This is a genomic window from Candidatus Paceibacterota bacterium, from assembly GCA_041666545.1.
GTDB lineage: Bacteria > Patescibacteriota > Minisyncoccia > Phycocordibacterales > JBAYGS01 > JBAYGS01.
In genome coordinates, this window is sequence record JBAYGS010000002.1 from 151,010 (window position 1) to 174,110 (window position 23,101).

28 protein-coding genes and 1 tRNA gene are annotated in these 23,101 nt (G+C 47.1%); 15 read left to right on the forward strand and 14 right to left on the reverse strand.

Annotated features, from left to right (window positions below):
* The first annotated feature begins 687 nt into the window (after positions 1-687).
* From WCT25_02685 to WCT25_02725, 9 genes are all read left to right on the forward strand, one after another.
* On the forward strand, positions 688-963 hold the full coding sequence (locus tag WCT25_02685; protein MFA6536315.1) for a hypothetical protein: 276 nt from the start codon (positions 688-690) through the stop codon (positions 961-963).
* A gap of 145 nt (positions 964-1,108) precedes the next feature.
* Entirely contained in the window at positions 1,109-2,302 is a 1,194-nt protein-coding gene (locus tag WCT25_02690; protein MFA6536316.1) for an MFS transporter, read from the forward strand.
* A 68-nt stretch (positions 2,303-2,370) separates the two neighbouring features.
* Entirely contained in the window at positions 2,371-2,790 is a 420-nt protein-coding gene (locus WCT25_02695) for an NUDIX domain-containing protein (protein MFA6536317.1), read from the forward strand.
* Positions 2,791-2,817: 27 nt separating this feature from the next.
* The gene (locus WCT25_02700) at positions 2,818-3,522 is read left to right on the forward strand and encodes a hypothetical protein (protein MFA6536318.1); all 705 of its coding nucleotides are present in this window, start codon (positions 2,818-2,820) and stop codon (positions 3,520-3,522) included.
* Positions 3,513-3,584, forward strand: a tRNA-Val gene (locus WCT25_02705). Before WCT25_02700 ends, WCT25_02705 begins: the two co-directional genes overlap by 10 nt.
* A 35-nt stretch (positions 3,585-3,619) precedes the next feature.
* Positions 3,620-4,114 (forward strand): hypothetical protein, encoded by a 495-nt coding sequence (locus WCT25_02710; protein ID MFA6536319.1) that lies wholly within the window; start codon positions 3,620-3,622, stop codon positions 4,112-4,114.
* Complete coding sequence (locus tag WCT25_02715; GenBank protein ID MFA6536320.1) at positions 4,111-4,737, forward strand: Type 1 glutamine amidotransferase-like domain-containing protein; 627 nt, start codon at positions 4,111-4,113, stop codon at positions 4,735-4,737. Before WCT25_02710 ends, WCT25_02715 begins: the two co-directional genes overlap by 4 nt.
* 53 nt (positions 4,738-4,790) lie before the next feature.
* Positions 4,791-5,132: a hypothetical protein gene (locus WCT25_02720; protein MFA6536321.1), complete on the forward strand. Its 342-nt coding sequence runs from the start codon at positions 4,791-4,793 to the stop codon at positions 5,130-5,132.
* 72 nt (positions 5,133-5,204) lie between these two features.
* Positions 5,205-5,921: an NTP transferase domain-containing protein gene (locus tag WCT25_02725; protein ID MFA6536322.1), complete on the forward strand. Its 717-nt coding sequence runs from the start codon at positions 5,205-5,207 to the stop codon at positions 5,919-5,921.
* Between the two features lie 6 nt (positions 5,922-5,927).
* Here WCT25_02725 and WCT25_02730 read toward each other — a convergent pair whose 3' ends face one another.
* Positions 5,928-6,866 carry an FAD-dependent oxidoreductase gene (locus tag WCT25_02730; GenBank protein ID MFA6536323.1) on the reverse strand — a complete coding sequence of 313 codons (939 nt, stop codon included), beginning with the start codon at positions 6,864-6,866 and terminating at the stop codon, positions 5,928-5,930.
* 220 nt (positions 6,867-7,086) lie between these two features.
* The gene (gene ftsZ / locus WCT25_02735) at positions 7,087-8,259 is read right to left on the reverse strand and encodes a cell division protein FtsZ (protein ID MFA6536324.1); all 1,173 of its coding nucleotides are present in this window, start codon (positions 8,257-8,259) and stop codon (positions 7,087-7,089) included.
* A 201-nt stretch (positions 8,260-8,460) separates the two neighbouring features.
* Between ftsZ and WCT25_02740 the strand changes: the two genes are divergently transcribed.
* Positions 8,461-8,709, forward strand: a complete 249-nt coding sequence (locus WCT25_02740; protein ID MFA6536325.1) for a hypothetical protein — start codon at positions 8,461-8,463, stop codon at positions 8,707-8,709.
* Between the two features lie 70 nt (positions 8,710-8,779).
* Here WCT25_02740 and ftsA read toward each other — a convergent pair whose 3' ends face one another.
* The 5 genes from ftsA to lepB all read right to left on the reverse strand — a co-directional run bounded on the left by ftsA (position 8,780) and on the right by lepB (position 12,747).
* Positions 8,780-9,952: a cell division protein FtsA gene (ftsA, locus tag WCT25_02745; protein MFA6536326.1), complete on the reverse strand. Its 1,173-nt coding sequence runs from the start codon at positions 9,950-9,952 to the stop codon at positions 8,780-8,782.
* A gap of 95 nt (positions 9,953-10,047) precedes the next feature.
* Entirely contained in the window at positions 10,048-10,455 is a 408-nt protein-coding gene (gene ybeY / locus WCT25_02750) for an rRNA maturation RNase YbeY (protein ID MFA6536327.1), read from the reverse strand.
* A gap of 1 nt (position 10,456) precedes the next feature.
* Complete coding sequence (locus WCT25_02755) at positions 10,457-10,711, reverse strand: hypothetical protein (GenBank protein MFA6536328.1); 255 nt, start codon at positions 10,709-10,711, stop codon at positions 10,457-10,459.
* Between the two features lie 183 nt (positions 10,712-10,894).
* Complete coding sequence (locus tag WCT25_02760) at positions 10,895-12,133, reverse strand: His/Gly/Thr/Pro-type tRNA ligase C-terminal domain-containing protein (protein ID MFA6536329.1); 1,239 nt, start codon at positions 12,131-12,133, stop codon at positions 10,895-10,897.
* 17 nt (positions 12,134-12,150) lie between these two features.
* Positions 12,151-12,747 carry a signal peptidase I gene (gene lepB, locus WCT25_02765; GenBank protein MFA6536330.1) on the reverse strand — a complete coding sequence of 199 codons (597 nt, stop codon included), beginning with the start codon at positions 12,745-12,747 and terminating at the stop codon, positions 12,151-12,153.
* A gap of 317 nt (positions 12,748-13,064) precedes the next feature.
* Between lepB and pth the strand changes: the two genes are divergently transcribed.
* The 3 genes from pth (at position 13,065) to WCT25_02780 (ending at position 16,143) form a co-directional block, all read left to right on the forward strand.
* Complete coding sequence (pth, locus tag WCT25_02770) at positions 13,065-13,661, forward strand: aminoacyl-tRNA hydrolase (GenBank protein MFA6536331.1); 597 nt, start codon at positions 13,065-13,067, stop codon at positions 13,659-13,661.
* 238 nt (positions 13,662-13,899) lie between these two features.
* Complete coding sequence (locus tag WCT25_02775) at positions 13,900-14,904, forward strand: hypothetical protein (GenBank protein MFA6536332.1); 1,005 nt, start codon at positions 13,900-13,902, stop codon at positions 14,902-14,904.
* Positions 14,905-15,141: 237 nt separating this feature from the next.
* Positions 15,142-16,143 carry a hypothetical protein gene (locus WCT25_02780; GenBank protein MFA6536333.1) on the forward strand — a complete coding sequence of 334 codons (1,002 nt, stop codon included), beginning with the start codon at positions 15,142-15,144 and terminating at the stop codon, positions 16,141-16,143.
* Between the two features lie 80 nt (positions 16,144-16,223).
* On the opposite strand, the gene WCT25_02785 is transcribed toward WCT25_02780, so the two are convergent.
* The 6 genes from WCT25_02785 to WCT25_02810 form a co-directional block, all read right to left on the reverse strand.
* On the reverse strand, positions 16,224-16,562 hold the full coding sequence (locus WCT25_02785) for a hypothetical protein (GenBank protein MFA6536334.1): 339 nt from the start codon (positions 16,560-16,562) through the stop codon (positions 16,224-16,226).
* Positions 16,563-16,739: 177 nt separating this feature from the next.
* Positions 16,740-17,957: a S1 RNA-binding domain-containing protein gene (locus WCT25_02790; protein ID MFA6536335.1), complete on the reverse strand. Its 1,218-nt coding sequence runs from the start codon at positions 17,955-17,957 to the stop codon at positions 16,740-16,742.
* Positions 17,958-18,186: 229 nt separating this feature from the next.
* A complete protein-coding gene (locus WCT25_02795; GenBank protein ID MFA6536336.1) occupies positions 18,187-18,408 on the reverse strand; it encodes a hypothetical protein in 222 nt (73 codons plus the stop codon).
* 1,291 nt (positions 18,409-19,699) lie between these two features.
* Positions 19,700-20,026 carry a hypothetical protein gene (locus WCT25_02800; protein ID MFA6536337.1) on the reverse strand — a complete coding sequence of 109 codons (327 nt, stop codon included), beginning with the start codon at positions 20,024-20,026 and terminating at the stop codon, positions 19,700-19,702.
* 119 nt (positions 20,027-20,145) lie between these two features.
* On the reverse strand, positions 20,146-20,451 hold the full coding sequence (locus WCT25_02805) for a hypothetical protein (protein MFA6536338.1): 306 nt from the start codon (positions 20,449-20,451) through the stop codon (positions 20,146-20,148).
* A gap of 112 nt (positions 20,452-20,563) precedes the next feature.
* The gene (locus WCT25_02810; protein ID MFA6536339.1) at positions 20,564-20,947 is read right to left on the reverse strand and encodes a hypothetical protein; all 384 of its coding nucleotides are present in this window, start codon (positions 20,945-20,947) and stop codon (positions 20,564-20,566) included.
* A 127-nt stretch (positions 20,948-21,074) separates the two neighbouring features.
* Between WCT25_02810 and WCT25_02815 the strand changes: the two genes are divergently transcribed.
* A complete protein-coding gene (locus WCT25_02815) occupies positions 21,075-21,713 on the forward strand; it encodes an MBL fold metallo-hydrolase (protein MFA6536340.1) in 639 nt (212 codons plus the stop codon).
* 110 nt (positions 21,714-21,823) lie between these two features.
* The gene (locus WCT25_02820) at positions 21,824-22,210 is read left to right on the forward strand and encodes a hypothetical protein (protein MFA6536341.1); all 387 of its coding nucleotides are present in this window, start codon (positions 21,824-21,826) and stop codon (positions 22,208-22,210) included.
* A gap of 55 nt (positions 22,211-22,265) precedes the next feature.
* Here WCT25_02820 and WCT25_02825 read toward each other — a convergent pair whose 3' ends face one another.
* Positions 22,266-23,054 carry a hypothetical protein gene (locus tag WCT25_02825; GenBank protein MFA6536342.1) on the reverse strand — a complete coding sequence of 263 codons (789 nt, stop codon included), beginning with the start codon at positions 23,052-23,054 and terminating at the stop codon, positions 22,266-22,268.
* Between the last annotated feature and the right edge of the window lie 47 nt (positions 23,055-23,101).

Here is a 23,101-nt window from a genome sequence, read left to right on the forward strand (position 1 = left end):
GGACCAGGGCGGGGTATTAGGCGAGGCAACCGGGCAAACTTTGTTGTAGTAGTGTCGGCTCCGCCAACACACGATTCTCACTGCGGATTCATCCCCGCCTCAAAGCGGGCGGGGATGAATCCGCAGTCACAATAAAAATTTAAATCCTGCGCTGTCTGGCCTTGTGAAATATATCGTAAAATTGACTGATGAAATTTCGCCTTGAATAATATCCTTCTTTCTCTATTTTAGCTTTTTGCAAAAAGCTAAAATAGAGAATCTCTACAAGGTTCGGTCTTGTTTTAAATCGGGAAAAGGGTTTTTCTATGAAAGCAAGTAATAGAGCGAAACAGGCTACTAGTCGAGAAAATTTAGCTTTGGAACGGTACCACAAGAGTACTTCCAATCTCTAATCGCTCCGCATCACGAGAGTACTTCTTGTTTTCTAATTAGCTACGCTCGTAAGAAAACAAAGTCGCCCAAGAGATTTAGGTCGCCCACTTCTAAAGCAGAACGGCTCATTTAACGGTTAAATGAGCCGTTCGGGAGTTTGGTGGCCCCGCCGACGGGGACGGCGGGGCTGGGGGGGGTGATTGGTCGGTTTGACAAGGGGGTGTCTGTTCGGGTATGGTGCGGGGTAGAACGATGGCCGGATTCGGGTGCTACCTGAATTTAGGTTTGGCGTCAAAACTATGAAAGGCTAAAAGTATGGCTAAAAAGAGATTCGCTTCCTGGTCGGTTCCCAGGTCCAAAAGAATTGACCGAATGAATTTGTGGGTTGAATTTGAGTGCGCGACCTGCCAAAATGTCAAGATTGTTCGGAGGCACAGCAATGGCGACGGTTCGGAGCACTTTAACACCACAACAATTTGTCGTTGTCGGGTCTGCATGGCCGATACGGTGCAGAGGGTGATTCGTGTGAACACCTCTGACCCGGCTTTGACTAAGGTGAAAGCGGTCGCCTCGGTTGAGGTGACAGCTTAGCAAGTTGGAGTTTCGGCCCCGCGCGTTCTGACGCGCGGGGCTTTTTGTTAAGAACCCTTACGAATAGGGCACACGAATATAAAGAGTTAAGAACCCTATAATCGTGGCTGGTCTTAGAGTGGCGGCTTCTATATAATTGGCCTATATGGAAAACAAGAAAAGATTTTTGAATGTTCATCCTGATGTCTTGAAGCTTGGGGTGGTTAGCTTTCTGACCGATATCAGTTCCGAAGCGATTTTTTCGGTTTTTTCAATATTTTTCACTATCGTCGCCGGTGCCTCGACGGCGCTCCTCGGTCTAATTGAGGGCCTGTCGGACTTCTCGGCCTCGTCTCTGGATTATTTTACTGGCTGGCTATCTGACAAGTCGGGGAAACGAAAGCCGTTGGCGCTTTTCGGGTATGGCTTCTCGGCCTTGGCCAAAGTGGGGCTCTTGTTTGGCAGTTCGGTCTCCGCGCTTTCGGCTTTTCGGGTAGTGGAGCGCCTGGGTAAAAGTTTTCGGGGGCCGCCAAAGGACGCCTGGCTTTCGGCGGTGGCTGAACCGGCCAATCGGGGTTATGCTTTCGGCTTGCATAAAGCCATGGACAAGACCGGAGCAATTCTCGGTCCGCTCATTGCCTACTTCCTGTTGTTGTCGTTGGGTCAAGGCTTGGGCACTTTCCGTCTAATTTTTTTGATTGCTGTCATTGGCGCCGTGCTTTCGGTTGTCGTCTTGGCCATGATGAAGGATCAGCCGGGAGTGCCTCACGAACGAGAAAATATTTTCAAGGCCTGGAAAGATTTGAGTCGGGGATTCAAGCTTTATCTTATCCCGTCCGGAATTTTCTCTCTGGCCTATTTCAGTTTCGGTTTCCTTTTGCTTCGTGCCTATGACCTTGGTTTTGAAATTAAGGATGTCACTTTGCTTTTTGCGCTGTTCAACATCTCTTTTGTGATTTTCTCGGTGCCGGTCGGGAAGTTGGGGGATTGGCTGGGTCGGAAATACATTATTGCTCTTGGCTACGGTATTTACATTTTAATGTCCCTCGGTTTTGTCTTCGCGACAGACAAGTGGCAAGTGATCGTTTTGTTTTTGTTGTTCGGACTCTTTTACACGATTGATGAAGCGCAGAGCAAAGCTTTTATCTCGGATTTAGAGACTGACCGACGCGCCACGGCGATTGGGATGTCGAATTTTGTAAACGGCATTATTTACTTGCCAGCTTCGGCAATTGCCGGAATGCTTTGGGTGTTTGGCCCGGCCTACGCCTTCGGGTTTGCGGCCGGCGTAGCTTTGTTGGCGATGATTGTCTTTGTCATTATGTTGCCGAAGATTTTAAACGGCCCAGTTCGGGCCTGAATTTGGACCTGTTGACTTAACATTTGACTTTAACTGGCGGGATCTTTAGATCGGAGTACAATCTAAATATGCAAGAGATTCATAGTGCCGGCGGGGTAGTAATCGGCCCAAAAGGCGAAGTGCTTTTGGTTTGTCAGGACGGGGCTTGCTGGTCGTTACCCAAAGGCCCGCTTGAGAAATCTGAAAGCGCCATGGATGCGGCGCAAAGAAAGATTTATGAAGAATCCGGAATTGAGCCGGAGGATTTGAATTATATTAAACCGCTTGGGACCTATCAGCGCTACCGCACTGGCTCCGACGGGAAAGAGGATGTGAACACCCACAAGACTATCGATATGTTTCTTTTTCGGACTCAAGTCGATGATTTGGATCCCCGGGAGCCTGATATTAGCGAGGCCCGCTGGTTCCCGAAATATGAAGTGATAAAGTATCTGACTCATCCGAAAGACAAGGAGTTTTTCACCAGCGTGCTTTTTGATTTGCCGTGACGAAACCACTGATGATATAATGGTCTAATGATATCACAGTGGTACGGATTAAAGCCTCGAGCCATTAAACTTAGACAGGATGGCCTCTCTATTAAAATAATAGAAAAGAGGCTTAAAATTCCTCGGTCGACCTTGAGTGGGTGGTTTCGGCTAATCAGGCTGTCTTCGCAGCAGGAGCACAAACTGGAGGTAAATAGAAGACTAGGCTTGGTTAAGGCTCGCGAAAAGGCGGTAATCTGGCACAATAAGCAGAAAGAAAATCGACTAAGGCTTGCCGAGGCCGAGGCGGACAAAACTTTGGAACAGATCAATTTACCACATGGATCAGTTTCCGAATTAGCTTTGGCAATGCTATATCTAGGCGAAGGATTCAAAAAGAGCTTGGATACGGGTATTGGCAATTCAGACCCGACCATTCTAAGGTTTTTTGTAGCTATGTTGTTAAATTTTTATAGAGTTGAAAAAAATAAAATTACATGCCAGCTACATTTAAGGGCTGATCAAGATCCTAATATGATTAAAAAGTATTGGTCAGAGAAGCTAGGTCTCCCTCTGGCCGCGTTTCAGGCGGTTTCTCAGGATAAAAGAACAAAAGGAAGACCAACATATCCTGACTATAAGGGAGTTTGTATTGTAAGATGTGGGCATGTTGCGATACAAAGAAAATTAGTGTATCTTAGTAAAAAGTTTTGTGAAAGAATAATCGGTCAAAACCAAGGATTGCGCGCTTAGCTCAGTGGTAGAGCATTGTCTTGACGTGACAAGGGTCGGGGGTTCAATCCCCTCAGCGCGCACAGTGTAAATTAACAAAAAATGATACAATGAAATTGTGGAAAATCCAGAATTAACCAAAGAAAAATCTCCGGCAGCCGTTGAAAAAATATCTCACATTTTTTCGTCCAATGCCGAAAAACGAATCTGTGTCGTCGGTGCAAGTTGTGTTGGAAAGTCAAGCTTACTTCGCTATTTACCCGAGGCGGTTGATATGGACGATTTGCTTTTTGGCAACAAACGGAGAGGAATTGAGCCGTTGCTAACGCAACAAGAAGTTGATTATGTTTGTGGACCCTGGACACCGGAAGTTGGTCAATTTATGACTAAGAAAGCCCACGAGTTAATCAAAATTGAAGCTGGTCATCCGGTTTTCGGTACAATCGTTTTTCCGTCAGATTTGGTTATTGAAATTACTGTTCCTGACAATGTTTTACGAGAAAGAATTAGACGGAGAGACACAAATGAGAAAGATGTTTTTAATATGAGAGCACAAATTGATTCCGAAGTTGAAAAGTCGGGAATTGAGAAAATGGTTGTTGAAAATATATGAAAATCATTCTTGCTTCAGATTTAAGTTTTCTTTTGAAGTATGGTTACGACCTGACGGGCATTTCAAAATCAGAAATGAAAATCGGATATGTTACGACCGCCTCAAAAGGTGCGAGAGACATAACATTTTTTGAAAAAGTGAAAAATGTTATGCGAGAAAATAAAATCCCTTTTGAGGAAATAGATATTGAGGGAAAAAGTAAAGATGAGCTGTTAAACTTTTTCAAAAATAAAAATGTTATTCATGTCGAGGGTGGAAATACTTTTTATCTTCTAAAAGCAATCAGAGAAACTGGCTTTGCGGAAGTTTTGAAAGAATTATTAAGTGTGGAAAAAGTTTATGTCGGCACAAGTGCAGGAGCGTATATCATGTGTCCCACGATTGAAGTGGCAAACTGGAATGAAACAGGCAGAGACAGATTCGGTTTAACTGATTTTACGGCTTTGAATTATGTTCCATTTGTACTAAAAGTTCATTACAAAGATGAAGCGGAAAATTTGGTAAAAGAAAAAATGAAAACCCTAAAATATCCGCTTCGGATTTTAAGAGATGGACAAGGAATTTTGATCAATAGTAGCGAAGAAAAGTTCTATGGTGAACGGAGTGAAACCATTTTGAAATAATTTTCTGGGACTTGAAAATAGGTTCTGACCTGGTATAGTGTGGGGACACATTTATGGGTATTCAAGTTGAATTTAATCCGGATTTGGCCCTAAGGAATTATTCTGAGTTCAGGAAAGGTGCCAGGAAAAAAGAGGAGTGTGTCCCCCTAAAGCTTGAAGTCGGCAAAATTTACGATTTTCTGAAAAAGGGCCAGAGAAATTATTGGCTCTTTGGCGAATTGCCACTGCTTGAGACGAAGGGAAATCAGGAATTATCTTTGCCACTCGCGAGTATCGTGATTAAGGAGGCCAAGCATATCTTGATTGAAGGCGAGATTTACACTGTCGGCAAGTATGAGGTGAGGGAAATTTTTAGGGATAAGTCCGCCCACTTTAACGGTTTTGCTAAGGTTTAACTAAATCTGTTATATTTATCTACCGCTTCAGTTATAATGAGCGGCTTTTTAATTTTCTAAATACCAAAGTAAATGAAGAGGACTGTAGCGCTGATTTTGGCGGCCGGAAAAGGGACGCGGATGGGTGGGGAGTTGCCGAAGCCGCTGATTAAACTTAATCAAAAACCGCTTTTGCACCATGTTTTGGACACCGTGAAAAAGATCCCAAATCTTCATCCGGCCGTGGTAATCGGGCACCAAGGGGAAATGATCAAAGAGTCTCTGCCCGATTTTGAGGGTGATTTTATTGAACAGGGTGAACCGTTGGGGACGGGCCATGCTTTGATGGTGGCGAGGGGTCATTTGCTGAAAGCGCAAAGAATTTTAGTGCTTTATGCGGATATGCCATTTGTATCCGCCGAGACGCTTGGGGGCTTGCTTCGAGTCGGTGAGTCGAAAACGGCTGAGGTAGTTATTGGCACAGTTCTAATCGACGGTGAGCTATTTTCTGACTATGGTCGGATTGTGCGTGACCAAAATAATCTCGTATTAAGGATTGTGGAAAAGAAAAATGCCACGCCCGAAGAGTTGGCGATTAGAGAAGTTAATGCCGGCTTTTATTGTTTAGACGGCGATTTTGTTAAAAATAATATTGGCCGGCTTCGGCCCAACTCGGTGACAAATGAGTACTACCTAACTGATATTGTCGAGGTTGCTCTTAAGGCCGGGTGCAAGGTGGAAACCTTCGAGATACCAAAAAACGAGGCGATTGGATTTAATACGCAAGATCAGTTGGCTGAATTTGTTTAAGTCTCTCTAGCGGGTGTGAATGTGGAGGTAGATGTCCTCGACGGCTTTAATCGCGTCGCCGACCGCGATGTTGTTTTGGTGATAGAGCCCGTCGGTACAGTCGCCGGCCGCCCAAATGCCTTCGGTCTTTGATTCTTGGTTTTTTGGATCGACAACGATTCGATTGTACTGGTCGTGCTCGACAACATCTTTTGAAAAATCGGTGTTGGGAACACTGCCGATTTCCACAAAGACTCCGCTAATCGGTAGCCCGGTCTCCTTTTTGCTAATCAAATTGCCCAGAATAATTGATTTTAGAAATTTGTCGCCCTTGGCTTCGACGACCACGGTATTGGTAAGGATTTTTACCTTTGGATTTTTGGAAATTTTTTCAACGGTGATGGGATCGGCTCGAAAATTTTCACTGCGATTGATCAGGGTGACAGATTTGCAGTAGGCGGCGAGTTGGGCCACGGTCTCAAAAGCGGCGTTGCCACCACCAACTACGGCAACATCCTGACCGGCGAAAAGGGGGCCATCGCAGGAGGCACAGTAAGTGATGCCGTTGTGTTCAAACTTGTCGGCGCCCTTGGCTTCGAGCTTCCGCCGTCGACTGCCGGCGGTAATGAGGACGGTTTTCACTTCGTAAGAGCTTTTGTTGGTGGCAACTTTAAAGCCGGAATCGGTTTTCTCGATTTTGCTGCAGAATTCACCGGTTTTAATGTCGACAGTATCATCGGCGTAAGCTCTCAGATGATTTTCGAGAGATTTGGCCAAATCAGCGCCGGAAATTTTGATGGTGCCAATCCAATTTTCGATACCCTCGGAGACCGAGCTTTGACCCTGGAAATCCTTGGTAATCAAAACAGTCTTTAATTTTTTGCGGGAGGCGTAAACTCCGGCGCCGACGCCGGCCGGACCGCCACCGATGATGGCCAGATCATAGAGATTTGATTCAGGATTCATGATTTATGAATTAGGAATAAGAAAATACAGAGCTAATAATAACAGAAGTGGGGGAGACAACCAAACCGCGAAGTCTCGGAGACTTCGCGGTTTTTTCATTCTTATCTACTAACTACTATCTACTTACTACTATCTACTTACTACTATCTACTTACTACTATCTACTTACTACTATCTACTTACTACTATCTACTTACTACTATCTACTTACTACTATCTGTTACTTTAGTTTGCTTCTCCTTAGAAAAGCTGGCACGGCGCCCCAATCATCATCTTCTTCAATTGCCGGGGCAGGAGTTGGTGCTGGAGCCGGCTTTTTCTCCTCGACTTTCGCAGCCGACTCCTCCTTCTTTGGCGAGCTCATGACATTGAAAATTTTGCCACGCTTATTGTCTTCATCGCCTTGGGCTTGAAACAGACTTTTCTTGGTGCCCGGGGCATCCGGAAAACCGGAGGCAATGACGGTAATTTTGAGTTCGTTTTTCTTGAGCTTTTCGTCTTTGACGGTTCCGAAGATAACTTTGGCGTTCGGGTCGATTGATTCGGTAATAATCTTGGCAGCATCCTGAATTTCAAACATGGTCAAATCGTCGCCACCGGCAATCGAGAAGAGTACACCCTTGGCACCAGAAATTGAAATATCCAAAAGTGGGGAATTGATGGCGGCCTTGGCAGCTTCTTCGGCGCGTTTTTCGCCGGAAGCGGTGCCAACGCCCATCAAAGCGGAGCCGGCATTTTCCATAATCGCGCGCACGTCGGCAAAGTCGGTGTTGATGATACCCGGGGTGGTAATCAAATCGGAAATGCCCTCGACGGCTTGTTTCAAAACTTCATCGCACATAGCGAAAGCGGCCTTGGCGGTGGTTTCTTTTGTAATGCTGGTGAGTAGGCGGTCGTTTGGAATGATGATGACGGCGTCAACCGATTTGCGTAATTCATCCAAGCCCTGTTCGGCCAAACGCATTCGCTGGATGCCCTCAAAGAAGAAAGGTTTGGTGACCACGGCGACAGTGAGAGCGCCCAATTCCTTGGCAGTCTTCGCCACAACCGGCGAAGCGCCGGTGCCGGTGCCACCACCGAAACCTCCGGCGATGAAAACCATATCCGCACCTTTCAAGGATTCCTGAATTTCTTCCTTGGTTTCCTCTACAGCGCGCTTGCCCAATTCCGGATTCATGCCGGTGCCCAATCCTTTGGTCAAGTTTTTGCCGATGTGGATTTTTTTCTTGGCGAGCGAGTGGTGTAAATCTTGCGCGTCAGTATTGATGACGATAAACTCAACGCCTTTGACCTTGGAGTTCACCATGTGGTTGATCGCGTTCTTGCCGGAACCGCCGACGCCGATGACTTTGATGCGGGCAAAAGTTTCTACTTCGGGTGTAATTTGGGGCATGAAATTAGTTGGTAGTTGGTAGTGAGTAGTGAGTAGTTTGGAACTCAAAATCACTATCAACCAATAAGATAATGGTTGATAACGGCCTCATAAATGATTGGTCTTAATGATAGCCAAAGGGGATTAATTGTAAAGAGTTGACATCCTTAGTATCGAGTGCTAGTTTTTGACTAGAAAAGGCAACTCAAAAGGTGGTTTATTATGACGAAAACTGAATTGGCCAAACTTGATTTGGACGCGACCAAGTCTCCGCGGGTCTTAATTGTTAATATTGTCGGGCTGGGTGACACCAACATCGATGCCCCGCCAGGTGACAGCCTTTTTGATGTCATTTGTCTGGCCCACTGCGTTCTCTCTAATGAGGCGGTCGCCAATGATGATTTGAGAGGCAGGATTACGGTTCTTGCTTTCACAAGAGACCGAATTAAAGTCTCAATTTCAGGTACCTGAAAAACAAAACCGCCCCGAGCTTCGAGGGGCGGTTTTTCTTGTCTGGGGAATTAATATTTTTTGAAATGAGTTATGGCAAAAATCTCTGAATCATTTTCATCAAATCGCCACCGCCCTGTTTGATCATTTTGGTGCCGAGCGAGGCGTCGTCGCTTGTGGTGAGTCCCCAAATGCAAAGACCGTAGGCCACTGACCAAGTCGCATCTTTGATATGGTCGCCAAGGTGGGCGCCAAAACTTAGGGTGCCGATTCGCGATGGCAATTTAAGAGCGGCCTTGGCCAAGTCCTCGATGGTAGTAATTCCTGAACCGCCACCGGTGATGATAATACCGGCCGGCAGAAGGCCACTACGACCAACTTTTTTCAAGTGAGCTTCGATGAGGTCAAAAATGTCGGAAAGTCTGGCCAAAATAATTTCCTCCAATTTCTTGCGCGGGTACTGGATTTCGCCGTCAGTGCCGACTTTCAATTTCTCGGCGTCTTCGAGAGAAATTTTTAGACCCAGAGCAATATCGTTGGTAATGTCGGTCGAGCCAATGGGAAAAACATCGAGCGAGATTGGAATGTTGTTTTCAAAAATAGCGATTGAGACAGTTTCGGAACCGATGTTGGCAAGGACGCAGCCGGCAATTTTTTGCTGTTTGGAAAGGGTGACCAGACTGGCCGCAAGCGGGGCAGCCATAACATCTTCGACATCAACACCGGCCTCGGCGACGGCCTGAATCAAATCATTCAAATGCTGTTCAAGTGAAGTGATGAAGAGAGTTCGGACTTCAAGTTTGCTCCCACGCATACCATGTGGCCTTCCCAAAACCGGTTTACCGTCGACTTTGTATTGCAGGGGAATGGTGTGCAAAATTTTCCGGTTGGCTGATTGTGAAGCCGGAATATCGCGTTCGCTTTGTTCCAAAACCTTCTTAACATCAAGCTCGGTAATTTCGGAATCGGCTTTGGAAACCACGACCGAAGCCTGGGACGTCACACTGCCAAGACCGATGCCTCCAACCGAAACGAAAGCTTTGCGAATTTTTATTTTGGCAGTTTTCTCGGCCTGTTCAATCGCGACACGCAGACTTCTGGCGGCGTCGCTTAGGCTGATGATGTAGCCGTGTCTAAGGCCCCGACTCTCGGCGTAACCCATGCCTAAAATTTGAGGATTTGGTTTATCCTTCAGGTGTTCGGCCACTACCACTTTGATTTGATATGACCCGATGTCAATGCCGACTGCGATTTTGCGCGCCATAAGATTTTATGGGCCAATTATAGCACTAAAAAGAAAAGGCCGAATGCCAAAATTTGGCTTAACTGTGGATTAGGTTTGGCGATTGGTGTCTTGGCTTAGATTTGGAAATGCCGGCGACAGGTCACCTCCAATTTTTCCATTTTAGCGCCATGGTCGAGGCCCTTGAGATGAAAAAGTCCGTGGATAAAAAGGAAAAGCAAAAAGTTTTCAAAAGGCCGGTCAAATTTGACGGCTTCGGTGGCGCTGGTTTTCAAATCCAGATAAATTTCGCCCTCGTCTTTGGAAAGCGGGAAGCTTAAAATGTCGGTTGAGTGATTTTTCGCGCGATATTTCAAGTTTAATTTTTTTGATTCGGCCGGAGTGATGAGGTTTAGGTTAAGCTGGTATTTCGGGCCCAAAACATGATTTTTAATCGGCTCAAAGGGAAGCCCCGCCGCGCTCTTAAGCGCGGCGGGGCCCGTAACTAACTTTGAAATATTGAGATTGAAGGTCGCCTCCTTCATTTTAGGCGGTTCGCTTGCCGTGGACGACTTTCTCGGCCATCTTGCCGAGTTTGATTAGTTTGGCAACTTCAGCGCGTCTGGCTAGAACCTTTAGGGTCTTCATTTTGACCTTGTATGATGAAAGTTTTCGGGTCTGATAACGGATTCCGCGAACTCGAGGCAAAACGCCAGAACCTTGGACGCGTTTGGTAAAACGGCGCAAAGCGCTTAGGTTATTCTCGGTCGGATTTCTAGTTATTTCAACATTAATTGGCATGGGGCATAGCTTAACATGACTCTGAATTGCGGGCAAGTGCGAATAGCTAGGCGATTTTAAGGCTTAGGATGTGTTCTGAAATGAAAATGTAAATCTCAAAAATGAAAATGACAGTTGAAAAGGCAAAAATTTCTTAAAAATTTAGAATTTTAATATGTCATTTTCCATTTTGACATTTCCGATTTAGATTTTCCTCAGGTATTTCGGCAAGTCGGCGATTGGCACAGTTTCTTGCGAACGGTTGGCCAGATTGCGGACAATGACCGAGTTTTCGACGGCTTCTTTCTGGCCCATAATCATAATATAAGGAACGCCCATTTTTTCGGCGGCGGCAAATTGACTGCCAAGGCGGTCGCGGGAGATAGACTGGTAAACCGGAATTTTGGCGTGGCGCAAAAGTTCGATGACGCCCAAGCTTTTGCGCTTGGCTTCAAAACCGAGCTGGATGTAAAAAACTTTCGGCTTCTTGATTCGATGGTTGGTTCCGGCCGATTTGTTTTTTCTTTCATAACTTACCGAGATGCCGACACTCGGAATGTCCCGTCTCGCGCCCAATTTTCTGGCCAAGCCCTCATAGCGCGCGCCGTAGGCCAGGGGTGGTTTACTGCGGTCATTGCCGTCTTCGCGAATTTCAAAAATTGTGCCGGTTTCAAAATTGCGATTGCCGACGAGCGAGTTGTTGATTTGGTAGGAGACACCGGTGCTCTCGAGAAACTCCAAAATTTCCTGGAAGTGAATGCGGTCGGTTTCGTTCAGAAAGCTCACAGCTCGCGGGGCGCTCTCGGTCAATTTCAAACAGCAATCGTGGCTGTTGCAACCCAAGACCTCAAAAGCTCCGTCTTTGAAAGCCTGCCGACAACCAGCCGAAAGGTCACCCAAGTGTTTGCGATAATAGGCGGTAAGCTCTCGGCTAAATTTAGTGGCCGAATCGCTGTTGCCTAGACTGTTGATTTCAATGTGGAGATTTTCAAAACCCTCTTCTTTCAAAATAGCGATGACAGTTTCCAAAATCAAAGCCTCGGCGATGCTCTTGGTGGTGCCCATAATTTCCAAACCGAAACTCACATGTTTGGAGCCGGCTTTAGTCGACTTTTTTTCACCCGGCAGAGGCGTGCGGTAAAAGATTGAAACTGGCGGATTTTCGGCGCCCCAGTTTTTCTCGGCAAAAGTTCGCATGATTGCCACGCGTTCTTCAAGCGGGAAGCGCGGGCCGTCGGCGCCTTTGCGCGGGTCGGATTCTTCCAGACCCTTAGCCTTGGCGATGTCGTCCTTTTTGATGATCGGGTCGGTAGTGGTTTTGAAACCGTAATAAACGGCAACCTCAGCCGGTGTATCCATTTTGCCTTCGAGATAAATTTCTTTCTCGGTGCTTTTCTTGGCAGATTTAGAAGTTTTCTTTTTGGCTGAAGCTTGTTTTTTCATAAGCGTTTTGTTTTTAGTTAAAAATCATATTCTCCCGGAAAGGCTGCAAAGGTCGAAATTGGGGCAAGACGAAACAGTGCGCGACCGACGATTAATTTCTCCGGTAGCGGTCCCCAGAATCGGGAATCCGAACTCGCAGCGCGATTGTCGCCCATCACGAAGTATTCGTCCGGTCCCAAAACTCGCTTTTGGTTGCCACCCAGCGGATATTTAATATACGGTTCGCTAAGCTCTTGGCGCACACCTTTGGTATTTCTAATCTCGATTTTCCCATCCTTGATTGTGATGGTCTCGGTGGGCAAGCCGATGATTCGCTTGATGAAAAATTTGGTCGTGTCTTTCGGATAGTGGAAGACGATGACTTCGCCGCGCTTGGGTGCCTCAAAATGATAGCTAAGCTCGTCGATAATTAAGTATTGGCCAGAGAGAAAGGTCGGCTCCATTGAAGAACCGGAGACAATAAAAGGCGAGGCGATGAAAAGACGGATTGGAATGACAATGACAAGGGCGACAATGGCAAAGCGAACGAGTTCGCCCCAGGAGTTTGGGCGCTTTTTCGGAGTTTCAACTAGAATTTCTTTCGGCTCGGAATTTTCTAATTTGTTTTCCTCCATCCCGTTAGAGATAGGAAACGCCCGGGTTGTTGTGATATTGGGGCATTTTCCTATAAGTTATCATTGCTAATAATTTATCCGACTTTTTGTTTGGTGGCGTTTCCGCGGAGTTATTGAATGTAATTCTGAACTTTAGCTTGCTGTGAAATTTCCAACTGTCTTTGCGTATCGAAACAAAATATCTCTAACGGGATCCATAAGTGGGGCAATTGTATTACAACCGCTATGATTTACACAAGGGTGTTTCGTGTGTCGTGTTGAATTTAGTGCCCGAGGTGGTCATGCTATAATCTTTTCATCTTAATTCAAAATTTTTTATGTCTTACATCATCGCTGGTTTAGGTAATCCCGGAGAAGAATATTTAAATACTCGACACAATGTCGGGCGAATCGTTTTGGAAGTGTTTAGAAAATCTCAAGAATTGCCGGATTGGGAATTTGATAAAAAACTTAAGGCCCTTGTATCCAAAGGTAAAGGGTCAAATGTCAAAGGTCAATTGTCACTTGTTCTTCCTGAGACTTTCATGAATAAATCCGGCGAGACACTTAAACAGTTGGTGAAGAGTAAAAAAGCGGCGCTTGGGCTTGCGGTGATTCACGACGATTTGGACATTCCGCTTGGCAAATATAAAATTTCTTTTAATAAGAGCTCCGGTGGTCATCGCGGAGTCGAGTCGATTATCCGCACGATTAAAACTCAAGAGTTTGTGCGAATTCGGGTCGGCATCTCGCCGGCGACGCCGTCCGGCAAAATCAAAAAACCGCAAGGGGAGAAAGCGGTGGGAGATTTTATCATCAGTGAATTTAAAAAGCCGGAGCTTGAAACTATCAAAAAAATTGCCAAAAGAATTGCCGAAGCGCTCGAATGTCTGGCGAATGAGGGGAAGGATAAGGCGATGAGTCAGTTTAACTAGCCCCGACGCTTTGTCAGACAAAGGTCGGGGTCCCGACTTCTGACGTTGGGATTAGTAGTGGGTAGTAAGTAGTTAGGAAAACAAAGAGAGAAACAAAGAGAGAAAAGAGGCCGAAGTTTCGCCACGAAACTTCGGCCTCTTGACATTTTAAATAAGTCCTGTAGCATGAGTGGTAGAAATTTGGGCAACTTTTTACTGGTGTAAATAAGCTCCGCTCAAACAATCTGAAAGGTGTTCTATGAAAACTGCCGAAACTGTCGTGTTGGATTACGCTCCGGGTGCCGGAATCAAACAGGCTTTGGCCCATGCCAGAGTCGTTCCGGTCACCGACGATCTCGCTGAACGCGAGTCTTGTCTCAAGAAGATCCAAGGAATTCGCTCTCGACTTTTGCCGGTTGAGGCAGAAGCCTCGGCAGAGTTGGCCAAACAGGAAAGGGTGGCTCTCGAAGAAGTTGGCCTAGCCAAGACGATGAACAACATTTCACATCTCGGCGAAGCCAAATTGCTCGACCCGGCCGCGTTTGCTGTGCGCAACAAAGATGGTCTGCCGCTTTTGGCGCCATTTAGTTTGGGGAGCGCTGAAGCGACCATTCAGAGTGAAGGCAATGATGTCCTTCCGGTCTGCTGTCTAAATTATTACCGGGATGTCAAGGAAAAGTTGGCCGCCCGGAATGGTTTCTTGGGAAGTCTGATTTTTCCCATTTTCGCCGTCGCTTTGGCCTACCTGTTTTTCTGGCTCAGTGACCTGACTGTTTCGTCTGTCTTGGATCAGACTTTTCCGGCGTCGATTTTATTCGGCACCGTTTTATTTATAACCGCGATTGTGGCGGAAGCGACTGAAGGCAGACTCAAGCAGGGTATAATTTTCGGGGCTTGCTTTCTTTTGTTGATGGTACTCTGGCCAATCGCAGGTCTTCTTATTCTGGGAGCCTTTTCGCAAATCTCTTTCAGGCGTCTCTGGGTCGCGAGTGCCAAATTCTCTGGCATGATTCCGGCTTCGGCCCGTGCCAAGATTAACGAAGCTAAGTTGTGTGGCGGTTTCAAGGAAATCTTCCTGCTCGCCGAAGTGCCGAGATGGGAAGTCAGGAATGAACCGATGCCGATGCCGACTTTGAAGGGTGACCCTCTCACGGTCGGTTTCGACGGCGAGCGGTTCTGGCTTATTGATGCGTGGGAAACGACCACGGCCGAGCAGTATGTTGCCGATGAGTTCGTCACCAAGCCAAATGATCCGGCGGTCTAATTGTCTCAGCAGTTCCTCGCAACCACTCGATTGATTCGGGTGGTTTTTTAGTTAGCTTTTAGCTACTAGCTATTGGCTGTTAGGAAGAAGGGGAAGCAGAAGAGCCCCGAAAACTTGCCGCAAGTTTTCGGGGCTCTTCTGCTTTACAAACCAAGTTTTTTGTTTATCATGGCAAACAGACTCCCGACAACTCTTTGCTTCCGCAAAAAGCTCTGTTTGGAAAAAGAAAGGTGTTCTATGAAAAAAGCTGACTTGCCGGTCGAAAACCTCGCAGATTTTCTTGAGGAGCCTCTTGCTCTTGTTGATATCGAGGCTCTTGAGGCGAAGCTTCAGGAGGCGCAAAGCAGGATTTCATCAGCCAAAAGTCACGCGGAGACGCGGCCCTGGTGCGCCTTGCGAGATGACTTGGGAAATCAAATCTGGAAAGGCGTGGCGCTTAACCGTATCTTGAGTCTGGGAGAAGTCCGGCCGCTCAAGCCGGAGATCTTCACCGAGCGAGACAAAAATGGCTGGCCGACTTGGGTGCCATTTGAGCTCAATCGTCGTCCTGTGGAATTTGTCGGTGGTCTTGGCTGCGACCTGCCGGGCCATTGCGCCGAATTTTATCGTGATGTTTACCGGAAACTGGAGAAGCGGAACTCCTACTTGAACTGCCTGCTTTTTCCGGTTCTCGCCCTGATTCTTTGTTTCCTTGGGCTGACTTATTGGCCCGCAGGAACCTTGAAATTTTTCTCGGTGATAAACTGGATTGCCGGCGGCGTTTTTGTAGTCGGGGTTGTCGCTTTGGTCTCAATCTTTTTCGGTAACAATGGTTCAGGATTGGATCCGGACAAAGTGTCAACTGAAGACTTTGCTTTTGGAATTGGTATTCTGCTTTTACTGGCTGCGGCCCTCTGGCATTGGTCGATTACGGTTATATTTACCTTGGGAATCTTGTCGCATCGTTGCCTCAAGCGAACCTGGTGGATGAAAGCGCGACTTGTCGGTTTCATGCCGACTTCGGTTAAGGCCTTACGGAGGCGTGCCGATGATGGGCGTTGCTTCAGTCGCGTCTTTCTGGTTGCGAGGGTGCCGAAATGGCGAGTCGGTGTCGCGCCCGAAGCGGTACCGACGAGTTTCAAGAGTCATCTGCTGGTCGGTTATCGCGATCACGGCTACTGGTTGATCAGCAGGTTTGATGCCCTCGAAGACGGAGTCTCCAATCTGGAGACCGATTTAATTGGCGCGTTCAATTATTGAAAACCGCCCCTCACTTGCGAGCAAGTGGGGGGTTTTAAATTTAAAAGCCCCGCGCATGTTGCATGCGCGGGGCGAAGTCGTCAGCCGATTTTGCTGGCGTAGGTCGAAGGATTAGGGTCCGGATTTTTTCGGTCGAATTCGGCGCCGGCCTTTTGCATGAAATCCAATTTGGCGAGATTGTGCATCTGTTTCTTGATTTGACGGTCGGCATCGACACGCCGGAGTCTCTCAAACTCCCTCTTTGTTCGGAATTTTTCTGCTCGGATTTTTTTGGCGAGAGCTTTCGGCAGAGTTTGCCCGGTCTCGAGTACGGATTTCACTCTGGCCAGTAGGTCTTCCAGGAATTCCGAGCGACACTCGGGATGCCAAGGCGTAGTAGTCATTCTTTCGCAGTAAGGACAGGGTCTGATACAAGCCATAATTTTCCTTTCTCTTCTCGGCTTAGATTACATCTTTAAATTAGTTTGTCAATCAAAACCCCCGCTCGTTTCGAGCGGGGGTTTTGTCTTATTCTCCACTACTTACTACTACCTACTAATCCTGACGTCAGAAGTCGGGACCCCGACCTTTGTAAGACAAAGCGTCGGGGCTACTTACTACTTAGTCGCCTCAACAAAAGACAGCGCCATCTTCTGCTCCTTGGCATCAAAGAGGGCAATCTTGAATGAGTAGGTTTTGCCGAGCTCCAATTTCTCGCGCAACTTTTCTTCACTGCCAAATTCGCTCACATGGACCAAACCGGCCACACCCTCTTCAATTGAGGCGAGAGCGCCATGCTTGTTGAATTTGATGACCACGCCCTTGACCAGCTGATCTTTCTTGTATTTCTTGCCGGCCTCAATCCAAGGGTTCGGCTTCAGGGCCTTGATGGAGAGGGAAATTTTGCCATCTTTGACATCGATGACTTTGACGCGGATTTTGTCGCCGACTTTGTAAAGCAATTTTGGATTTTCAACCAGCGCCCAATCCATTTCGCTGATGTGGACCAAACCTTCGAGACCGTCTTCAACTTTCACGAAGACTCCGAAATCAACGATGCCGGTGACTTCGCCATCCAAAACATCGCCAATCGTGTATTTCTCGACAATTTTTTCCTTTTCCTTCTGTTCAGGATTTTTCTCGGAGAAAATCAGCTTGCCTTCTTTAGGGTTGGCGCCGATAATCGCGACGGCAATTTTCTGGCCGAGCAATTTTTTCAATTCTTCCAAAATTCGGTCCTTGTCGCCATCCTCAACGCGAGGGTAGTGCTCTGGCTTCAACTGGGAAGCCGGCAAGAAACCGGAGATGCCTTGCCATTCCAAAATCAAACCGCCTTTGTTGGCCTCTTTGACTGGCAATTCGAAAATAGTTTTCGAGGCGATAGCCGCTTCGGCTTCGCTCCAAACAATCGCTTGGCGAGCTTCCTTGAGGGAAAGTTCCCAATAACCTTCTTCGTGGTCGGTGCCGACAACCTTGGCCGCGATGACATCGCCGACATTGATTTTTTTAATGATTTCTCGGGCAACGATAAATTCCCGGCCGTAAATGATACCGGTTCCGTACGGAGCGAGGTCGACATAGACGGAAGCTTTTTCGATGGCAATCACCGGACCTTCAACCAAGTCGCCAACTGATGGCGGGTTCTTGGTTTCGGACATCAACTTGCCCATCAAGCTCTGCTTCTTTTGGCGGGCTTCTTTTTCTTCGTTGGTTTCCTCGACTTTATCTTTTTCTTTAATTTCTTTGGTGGCCTTCTTGGCCTCCTTGGTTTCTACAACTTCTTCGGCCACTTTGACTTCATCAGTCTTGGCCGACTTTCTGCTAAAAATTCCCATATATTTAAAAAGCCGGCAGGTTTCGCTACTCGTGGACTGAATGATCCCTAAGCGAGGTTACTTGCCAGTACTTCTAATAATGGGAGAGAGTATACCTGAGGAAGGGGAAATAGTAAATAGATAGTAGTTAGTAGTAAGTAGGTAGTAGTCAGTAGTGAAGAAGATAAAAGCCCCGACGCTTTGTCTGACAAAGGTCGGGGCGGGGTCGGGGACAGGGTCAGGAAGCAAATCACTCATAATCGATTTGGTGGGTGACCAAAATGTAGGACGGTCGCTTTTTCGTATCGATGTGGTTCGGGAACCTTGAAGCCTCAACGATAGTTTTCATATCGGAGATTTTGGCCTTCAAATTGGCGATTTCCTTTCTGGTCCTCAGGTGGTCCAGTGCACCAAGGGTCAAAATCAAAAGGATGAGGACATAAATGGCGGCAATATCGTTTCGGTTTTGCATAAAATAAGAACAGGTTTTCTATCTTAACTATACGAATTTAATTCAAGAAATCAATAGCACACGACACAAATACACGAATGAGGACGAATGACACGAATAGCTGAATTCGTGTGTGCGTATTCGTGGTTTCGCTATGCGCATACCTTATTCGTGTGCCCTATTCGTAAGGGTTCTCAACAGCTTTTTATTCGTGTGCCCTATTCGTAAGGGTTCTCAACAAAAAGCCCCACGAAAGCTTGCGCTTCGTGGGGTTCGGGGGACAAATGGTTTTGCCTTGGCTTCAGGTTGCCGAAACATTGGTTCGGCAAGTCACTTGGAATTTCCTGATTCCAAAGGAAGCCTGATTCTCCGACTGGTCCGATTATTCAGGGTAGTCGGGCGGCCAGTGTCAGGTGCCTGATGTGGCTGGTCTGACTTGGTTATCGGATACTTGGGAGAGTCCGCAATCTCGATCTGCTATCCTGCCACCATTTTGGCAGAATGCAGTCGGGTTTGGTTTACATTGCAAGCAATGTCGGACTTTCCCACGACTCCGTAGGGGGTTCCTACGTTTAGGCTGCTCCGGTCTTTGTTCACTCCCGGAATCGTGTATTCCATTCCCACGGCCCTCTCGGGCCGTGGGCTTTGTCCTGAAATCATCCTACCCATAAAAAGCCTTTTGGCAAGCTTGATAAAAACAAATTTTGTTGTCTAATTTTATCTGCGATTTTGCCAATCCAAGAAAAAAGCCCCTCACCGCAAGCGGCGAGGGGCAATCGGGGAATAGTGACTTGGTTTAACCTTACCTGCTATGTCGCTATGACACTCAAGTGTTTTTCTGATCACCTGATTGCAGGCTAATTCTCCAACGCATGACTGATTTCAGATTATCAGGTCTGCTTGCGCTGTACGGCGCTTCAGGATACTCGGGATAGTGCCGCTAAAGCAAGACGCGCTCGACTTCGACCCCTTTGGCCTACTTGGAGTGGCTTGCCCAACTTTTCCGCTGGCCGCGTGACCATCGATGCTGGTTGATTGCGCAACCAACCAGTTCTCAAATCGCGCTTTCTTCGGATTGGCTTGTCCCATGACCCCGGAATTTCTTCCGGTTTAGGCATTCGATGGGGAGGGCAGTCCCCACATCATTATTTATTTTATGCCAAGTCTTGGTTCGTTAGAACTCTTCTACTCCATGGCCAACTCTACTCCTGAAAGCCGACCCGTCAATCTTGAAGTTAACAGATTTTGTGTTTTAATAACTATCTAAAAAATTAAAAACCGCCCGAAAGATTTGGGCGGTTGGCTTGGGTCATTAGGCGCCCATGAAATACAGTAGGCTTCTAGCCATGAGCTCAATGCTGGCCTTTTGTGAGCACCTTGTGTCATGTGCGAACTCTTTTATCAGCCGGTGGGCCGTGTCTCTTTCACCGGCTTTAATGGCCGCGAAAATCGCTTCATCTCTGGCTGCGATACCGGCCCTGCTTTTTGGCGAAGTTAATCTAGCCAGTTCCGTCTGGTTCTGTGAGAGCTCCAGAAAACCACGACGAAGATTTTTTTCAAAGCCGGCGACGGCCTCGCGCAGGTCACCCGCTCGTCTGATAAGGGTTCTAATTTCTGAGTTTTTGGTCTTAGCTTTCATTCATACCTCTGTCTTTCTGCGTCTATATGCAAGCAGTGGATTTCCCTTTATACAATATTCCTCAATTAGACTTTGTCAACAAAAAACCGCCCGAGAGATTTGGGCGGTTGGCTTGGCGGTTACTTCATCAACTGTGAGTGAAAGAATTTGATCAATGATTGCTGGAATCGAAGGCTTGCCCCATCCTCCTTCAGGTACTCATCAAAAAGGTCCTCGGCGATTTCGAATTCGCGGAATGTCACGGCAGTCGCAATGGCATTTTTCCTGGCCCTTCTTCCTTCCGGGGTCCTGTTCGAGGTGATGAAGGCGGCATTTCGGCGATTTTGAATAATCGCAAGATTTGCCTCGTGGAGCTCTTTTGCCAGTCGCTCTCTCTTCTTGAACAGAATCTGCGCTCTGTGGTTTAGACCATTTAAGGTTGTCATGATTTTTCTTTCTGTGTGGAGCCGTTCGTTTCCTTCTAGATAATACTGCTAAATTGATTTTTGTCAACAAAAAACCGCCAGGAAAATCCGGGCGGCTGAGAGGTCTCGATGTTTAACGCATATTCCGAAAAATCTTGTCACTTATCAGATAGCCACTCCAAAAAAGGAAGATGGCTGCGACTGCCGAGAGAAAATAAGAGGTCGGGTCGCCAGATGTGGCCGTTTCGATTGCCATCGCTCCGATGCTAATGGCGACGATGAGTATGGTGGCGATTAGGAATACAATTTTCAGCCGAATCGGTTTCTGAGTTATTGCCACAGCTTGAATCGTTGGACTCGTGACTGTGACGGGCCGGTTGCTGGTTGGCTGTGGTTGTCGCGACCCGTGACCCTCGGTCTCATCAAGTACTTGTTCCATCTCAATTCTGGCCTGAATGCTAATTGACCACTGGCGCATTCTCTCGGCTCGTTCTGCAGGAGTTTCAGGTTTGTTCATAAAACATATAGTCGGGTATTTTTCCGGTTCCTAATTCTGATACTATGTATATAATTGATTCTTGTCAAGGTATCAAAACTTTTCCGCATACCATATACTATATACCTAATACTATATACTTCTTCCCATGATCATCTCTTACCACAACCACGAATTTTTTAAGGTCCAATTCGGCGACACGATTTTGGCCTTCAATCCGATTTCCAAAGATTCCAAATTAAAGGGCGCGCGCTTCGGCGCCGATGTCGCGCTGTCCTCGCTCAATCACAAAGATTTTACCGGCGTCGAAAATGTCACTTTCGGCGAGCGCGCGCCCCTTGCCATCTCCGGCCCGGGCGAATACGAAGTCAAAGGCGTTTTCATCCGTGGCTTTCCGGTTAAAACCACTTACGAAAAAGAAGACCGCATCGCGACGCTTTATTTGGTAAATCTCGAGGGTATGAATCTCTGTTTTGTCGGCCCGATTAAAACTCGCGAATTTGATAAAAATATTACGGCTGCGCTCGAGGAAGTCGATGTGCTTTTTGTTCCGATTGGTGGTGGCGATGTTTTGGCTCCCAACGAAGCCTACAAATTGGCCGTGGCGCTCGAACCGAAGCTGATTATCCCGATGCACTATGATGAAGCTGGCGGCAAAGCGGCTCTCAAGGCTTTCTTCAAAGAGGGCGGTGAAAGTGAAGTGAAGCCGGTTGATAAGCTGACTCTCAAGATAAAAGATTTGGAAGGCAAGGAGGGTGAGATTGTGGTTTTGACTCCGCAAATCTAATTTAAAATACCAATCTACGAATCTCACACCAATCAACTAATATCCGAATAAGATTTTCCCTATTAGTTGTTTGTAGATTGGGATAAAATTTGTAGATTAGTATTTTATCCATGAATTTTCTAGAAAAATTACGCAACGAGTCAGAAGGCAAGCGAAAAAGATTTGCCGTGATTTGGGCTTCAATTTTAACCCTGATAATTTTTCTGGTCTGGTTTTCGGTTTTTCAACTTAATTTTGGCGTTAATAAAAAAGCTGGCTCAGCCAGCTCACCGCTCGAAGCTCTGGATTCAGTCTTCGGCTCTTTTGGTAAAGATGTCTACACGGCAGTCGGGGATATCAAGGATAAAGTTAGTGGCGCGACCAACGATATTTTCCCGTCCGACAATTCCAGTCCCGATTCTTCTGTCGACAACCAAACTCCTGTCGATAATTCCGGCACCCCGACTGGCGAGACAAGCGCCACTCCGCCCGATTCCGAACCTCTGCCGTTTCGCTAAATTGCCAAAAAGAAATTAAAAAGCCCCGCGCTTGCTGCAAGCGCGGGGCAAATTTTCAGATGAATTCCAGAATCTTAAGTGCCGCCAGTTTCTCCAGCTCTCCAGAGATTGCGCCAGCGTATTTAAGATTCCTTCGGGCCTCTCTCAATGTTCGGGCCGAAGCGATTTTGGCCTTGAAAAGAGAGGTCTGCTTTCGAAAGAATTTGGCGTTGGCCAGACTACTGCTGGGGAAGTACTGCGGTATCCTGTCGAGTTTCTCCAAGGTGTCGGCTTTTTCAATCTTCGAAAGCAGAGCCTTGCTCAATCTCCTTCTGGCGATTTTGTCGGCCTGTCGCCCGGTTTCGCAGTTTTGATACGCCTCGAAGAGTGCCCTGAGTGACCTGGCCTCCTTAACGCGGGCGAGGTTCCTCCTTTCCGCGTGGCGCCTGATTTTTGCGGTGATTTTTTCTCGAGCGTCATCCGGTAGCCACTGCCGATCGGCAAGCCACTCCAGTTCCTCGCTGGTGTGGGCGAGCGCGAGCATAGTCTTTAAGAACGGCTCCCACATTTCCTGACAACGGGGGAGGAATTCATAAAGACTTTTTCCAGCCGCGAAATCTCGGACTTGTTTCAACTCGGTCAACGCGAGCTCCTGACACTTTTGGAAGATGCGGTCATTATGGTCGCGGTTGGCTCCTCTGTGGCACATCGCGCGACCCTCGGTGAGTGTGGTCGGTAGCTCATTGGGGGCATAACGACCAAGTCCAAGTGACCCTCTGAAATCACGAACCTCCATCTTGGCCGCCTTGGCCATCCATGCAATCTGCTCCTTGCTAAGTTTTGAAGCTTTAATTGACGCTCTCACTTGATTCCTTTCTTACCCGAACAGAGCGCAGCTCTGCTTTAGGGTGG

What these genes read in the sequence shown, in the direction of transcription:
- WCT25_02700 (MFA6536318.1), top strand. Translation starts at nt 2,818, where the DNA reads ATGATATCACAGTGGTACGGATTAAAGCCTCGAGCCATTAAACTTAGA.
- WCT25_02820 (MFA6536341.1), top strand. Translation starts at nt 21,824, where the DNA reads ATGAATTTTCTAGAAAAATTACGCAACGAGTCAGAAGGCAAGCGAAAA.
- WCT25_02815 (MFA6536340.1), top strand. Translation starts at nt 21,075, where the DNA reads ATGATCATCTCTTACCACAACCACGAATTTTTTAAGGTCCAATTCGGC.
- WCT25_02785 (MFA6536334.1), bottom strand. Translation starts at nt 16,562, where the DNA reads ATGGCTTGTATCAGACCCTGTCCTTACTGCGAAAGAATGACTACTACG.
- pth (MFA6536331.1), top strand. Translation starts at nt 13,065, where the DNA reads ATGTCTTACATCATCGCTGGTTTAGGTAATCCCGGAGAAGAATATTTA.
- WCT25_02795 (MFA6536336.1), bottom strand. Translation starts at nt 18,408, where the DNA reads ATGCAAAACCGAAACGATATTGCCGCCATTTATGTCCTCATCCTTTTG.
- WCT25_02740 (MFA6536325.1), top strand. Translation starts at nt 8,461, where the DNA reads ATGACGAAAACTGAATTGGCCAAACTTGATTTGGACGCGACCAAGTCT.
- WCT25_02690 (MFA6536316.1), top strand. Translation starts at nt 1,109, where the DNA reads ATGGAAAACAAGAAAAGATTTTTGAATGTTCATCCTGATGTCTTGAAG.
- WCT25_02775 (MFA6536332.1), top strand. Translation starts at nt 13,900, where the DNA reads ATGAAAACTGCCGAAACTGTCGTGTTGGATTACGCTCCGGGTGCCGGA.
- WCT25_02720 (MFA6536321.1), top strand. Translation starts at nt 4,791, where the DNA reads ATGGGTATTCAAGTTGAATTTAATCCGGATTTGGCCCTAAGGAATTAT.
- WCT25_02810 (MFA6536339.1), bottom strand. Translation starts at nt 20,947, where the DNA reads ATGAACAAACCTGAAACTCCTGCAGAACGAGCCGAGAGAATGCGCCAG.
- ftsZ (MFA6536324.1), bottom strand. Translation starts at nt 8,259, where the DNA reads ATGCCCCAAATTACACCCGAAGTAGAAACTTTTGCCCGCATCAAAGTC.
- WCT25_02800 (MFA6536337.1), bottom strand. Translation starts at nt 20,026, where the DNA reads ATGAAAGCTAAGACCAAAAACTCAGAAATTAGAACCCTTATCAGACGA.
- WCT25_02780 (MFA6536333.1), top strand. Translation starts at nt 15,142, where the DNA reads ATGAAAAAAGCTGACTTGCCGGTCGAAAACCTCGCAGATTTTCTTGAG.
- lepB (MFA6536330.1), bottom strand. Translation starts at nt 12,747, where the DNA reads ATGGAGGAAAACAAATTAGAAAATTCCGAGCCGAAAGAAATTCTAGTT.
- WCT25_02805 (MFA6536338.1), bottom strand. Translation starts at nt 20,451, where the DNA reads ATGACAACCTTAAATGGTCTAAACCACAGAGCGCAGATTCTGTTCAAG.
- ftsA (MFA6536326.1), bottom strand. Translation starts at nt 9,952, where the DNA reads ATGGCGCGCAAAATCGCAGTCGGCATTGACATCGGGTCATATCAAATC.
- WCT25_02790 (MFA6536335.1), bottom strand. Translation starts at nt 17,957, where the DNA reads ATGGGAATTTTTAGCAGAAAGTCGGCCAAGACTGATGAAGTCAAAGTG.
- WCT25_02755 (MFA6536328.1), bottom strand. Translation starts at nt 10,711, where the DNA reads ATGCCAATTAATGTTGAAATAACTAGAAATCCGACCGAGAATAACCTA.
- WCT25_02715 (MFA6536320.1), top strand. Translation starts at nt 4,111, where the DNA reads ATGAAAATCATTCTTGCTTCAGATTTAAGTTTTCTTTTGAAGTATGGT.
- WCT25_02730 (MFA6536323.1), bottom strand. Translation starts at nt 6,866, where the DNA reads ATGAATCCTGAATCAAATCTCTATGATCTGGCCATCATCGGTGGCGGT.
- WCT25_02685 (MFA6536315.1), top strand. Translation starts at nt 688, where the DNA reads ATGGCTAAAAAGAGATTCGCTTCCTGGTCGGTTCCCAGGTCCAAAAGA.
- ybeY (MFA6536327.1), bottom strand. Translation starts at nt 10,455, where the DNA reads ATGAAGGAGGCGACCTTCAATCTCAATATTTCAAAGTTAGTTACGGGC.
- WCT25_02695 (MFA6536317.1), top strand. Translation starts at nt 2,371, where the DNA reads ATGCAAGAGATTCATAGTGCCGGCGGGGTAGTAATCGGCCCAAAAGGC.
- WCT25_02760 (MFA6536329.1), bottom strand. Translation starts at nt 12,133, where the DNA reads ATGAAAAAACAAGCTTCAGCCAAAAAGAAAACTTCTAAATCTGCCAAG.
- WCT25_02725 (MFA6536322.1), top strand. Translation starts at nt 5,205, where the DNA reads ATGAAGAGGACTGTAGCGCTGATTTTGGCGGCCGGAAAAGGGACGCGG.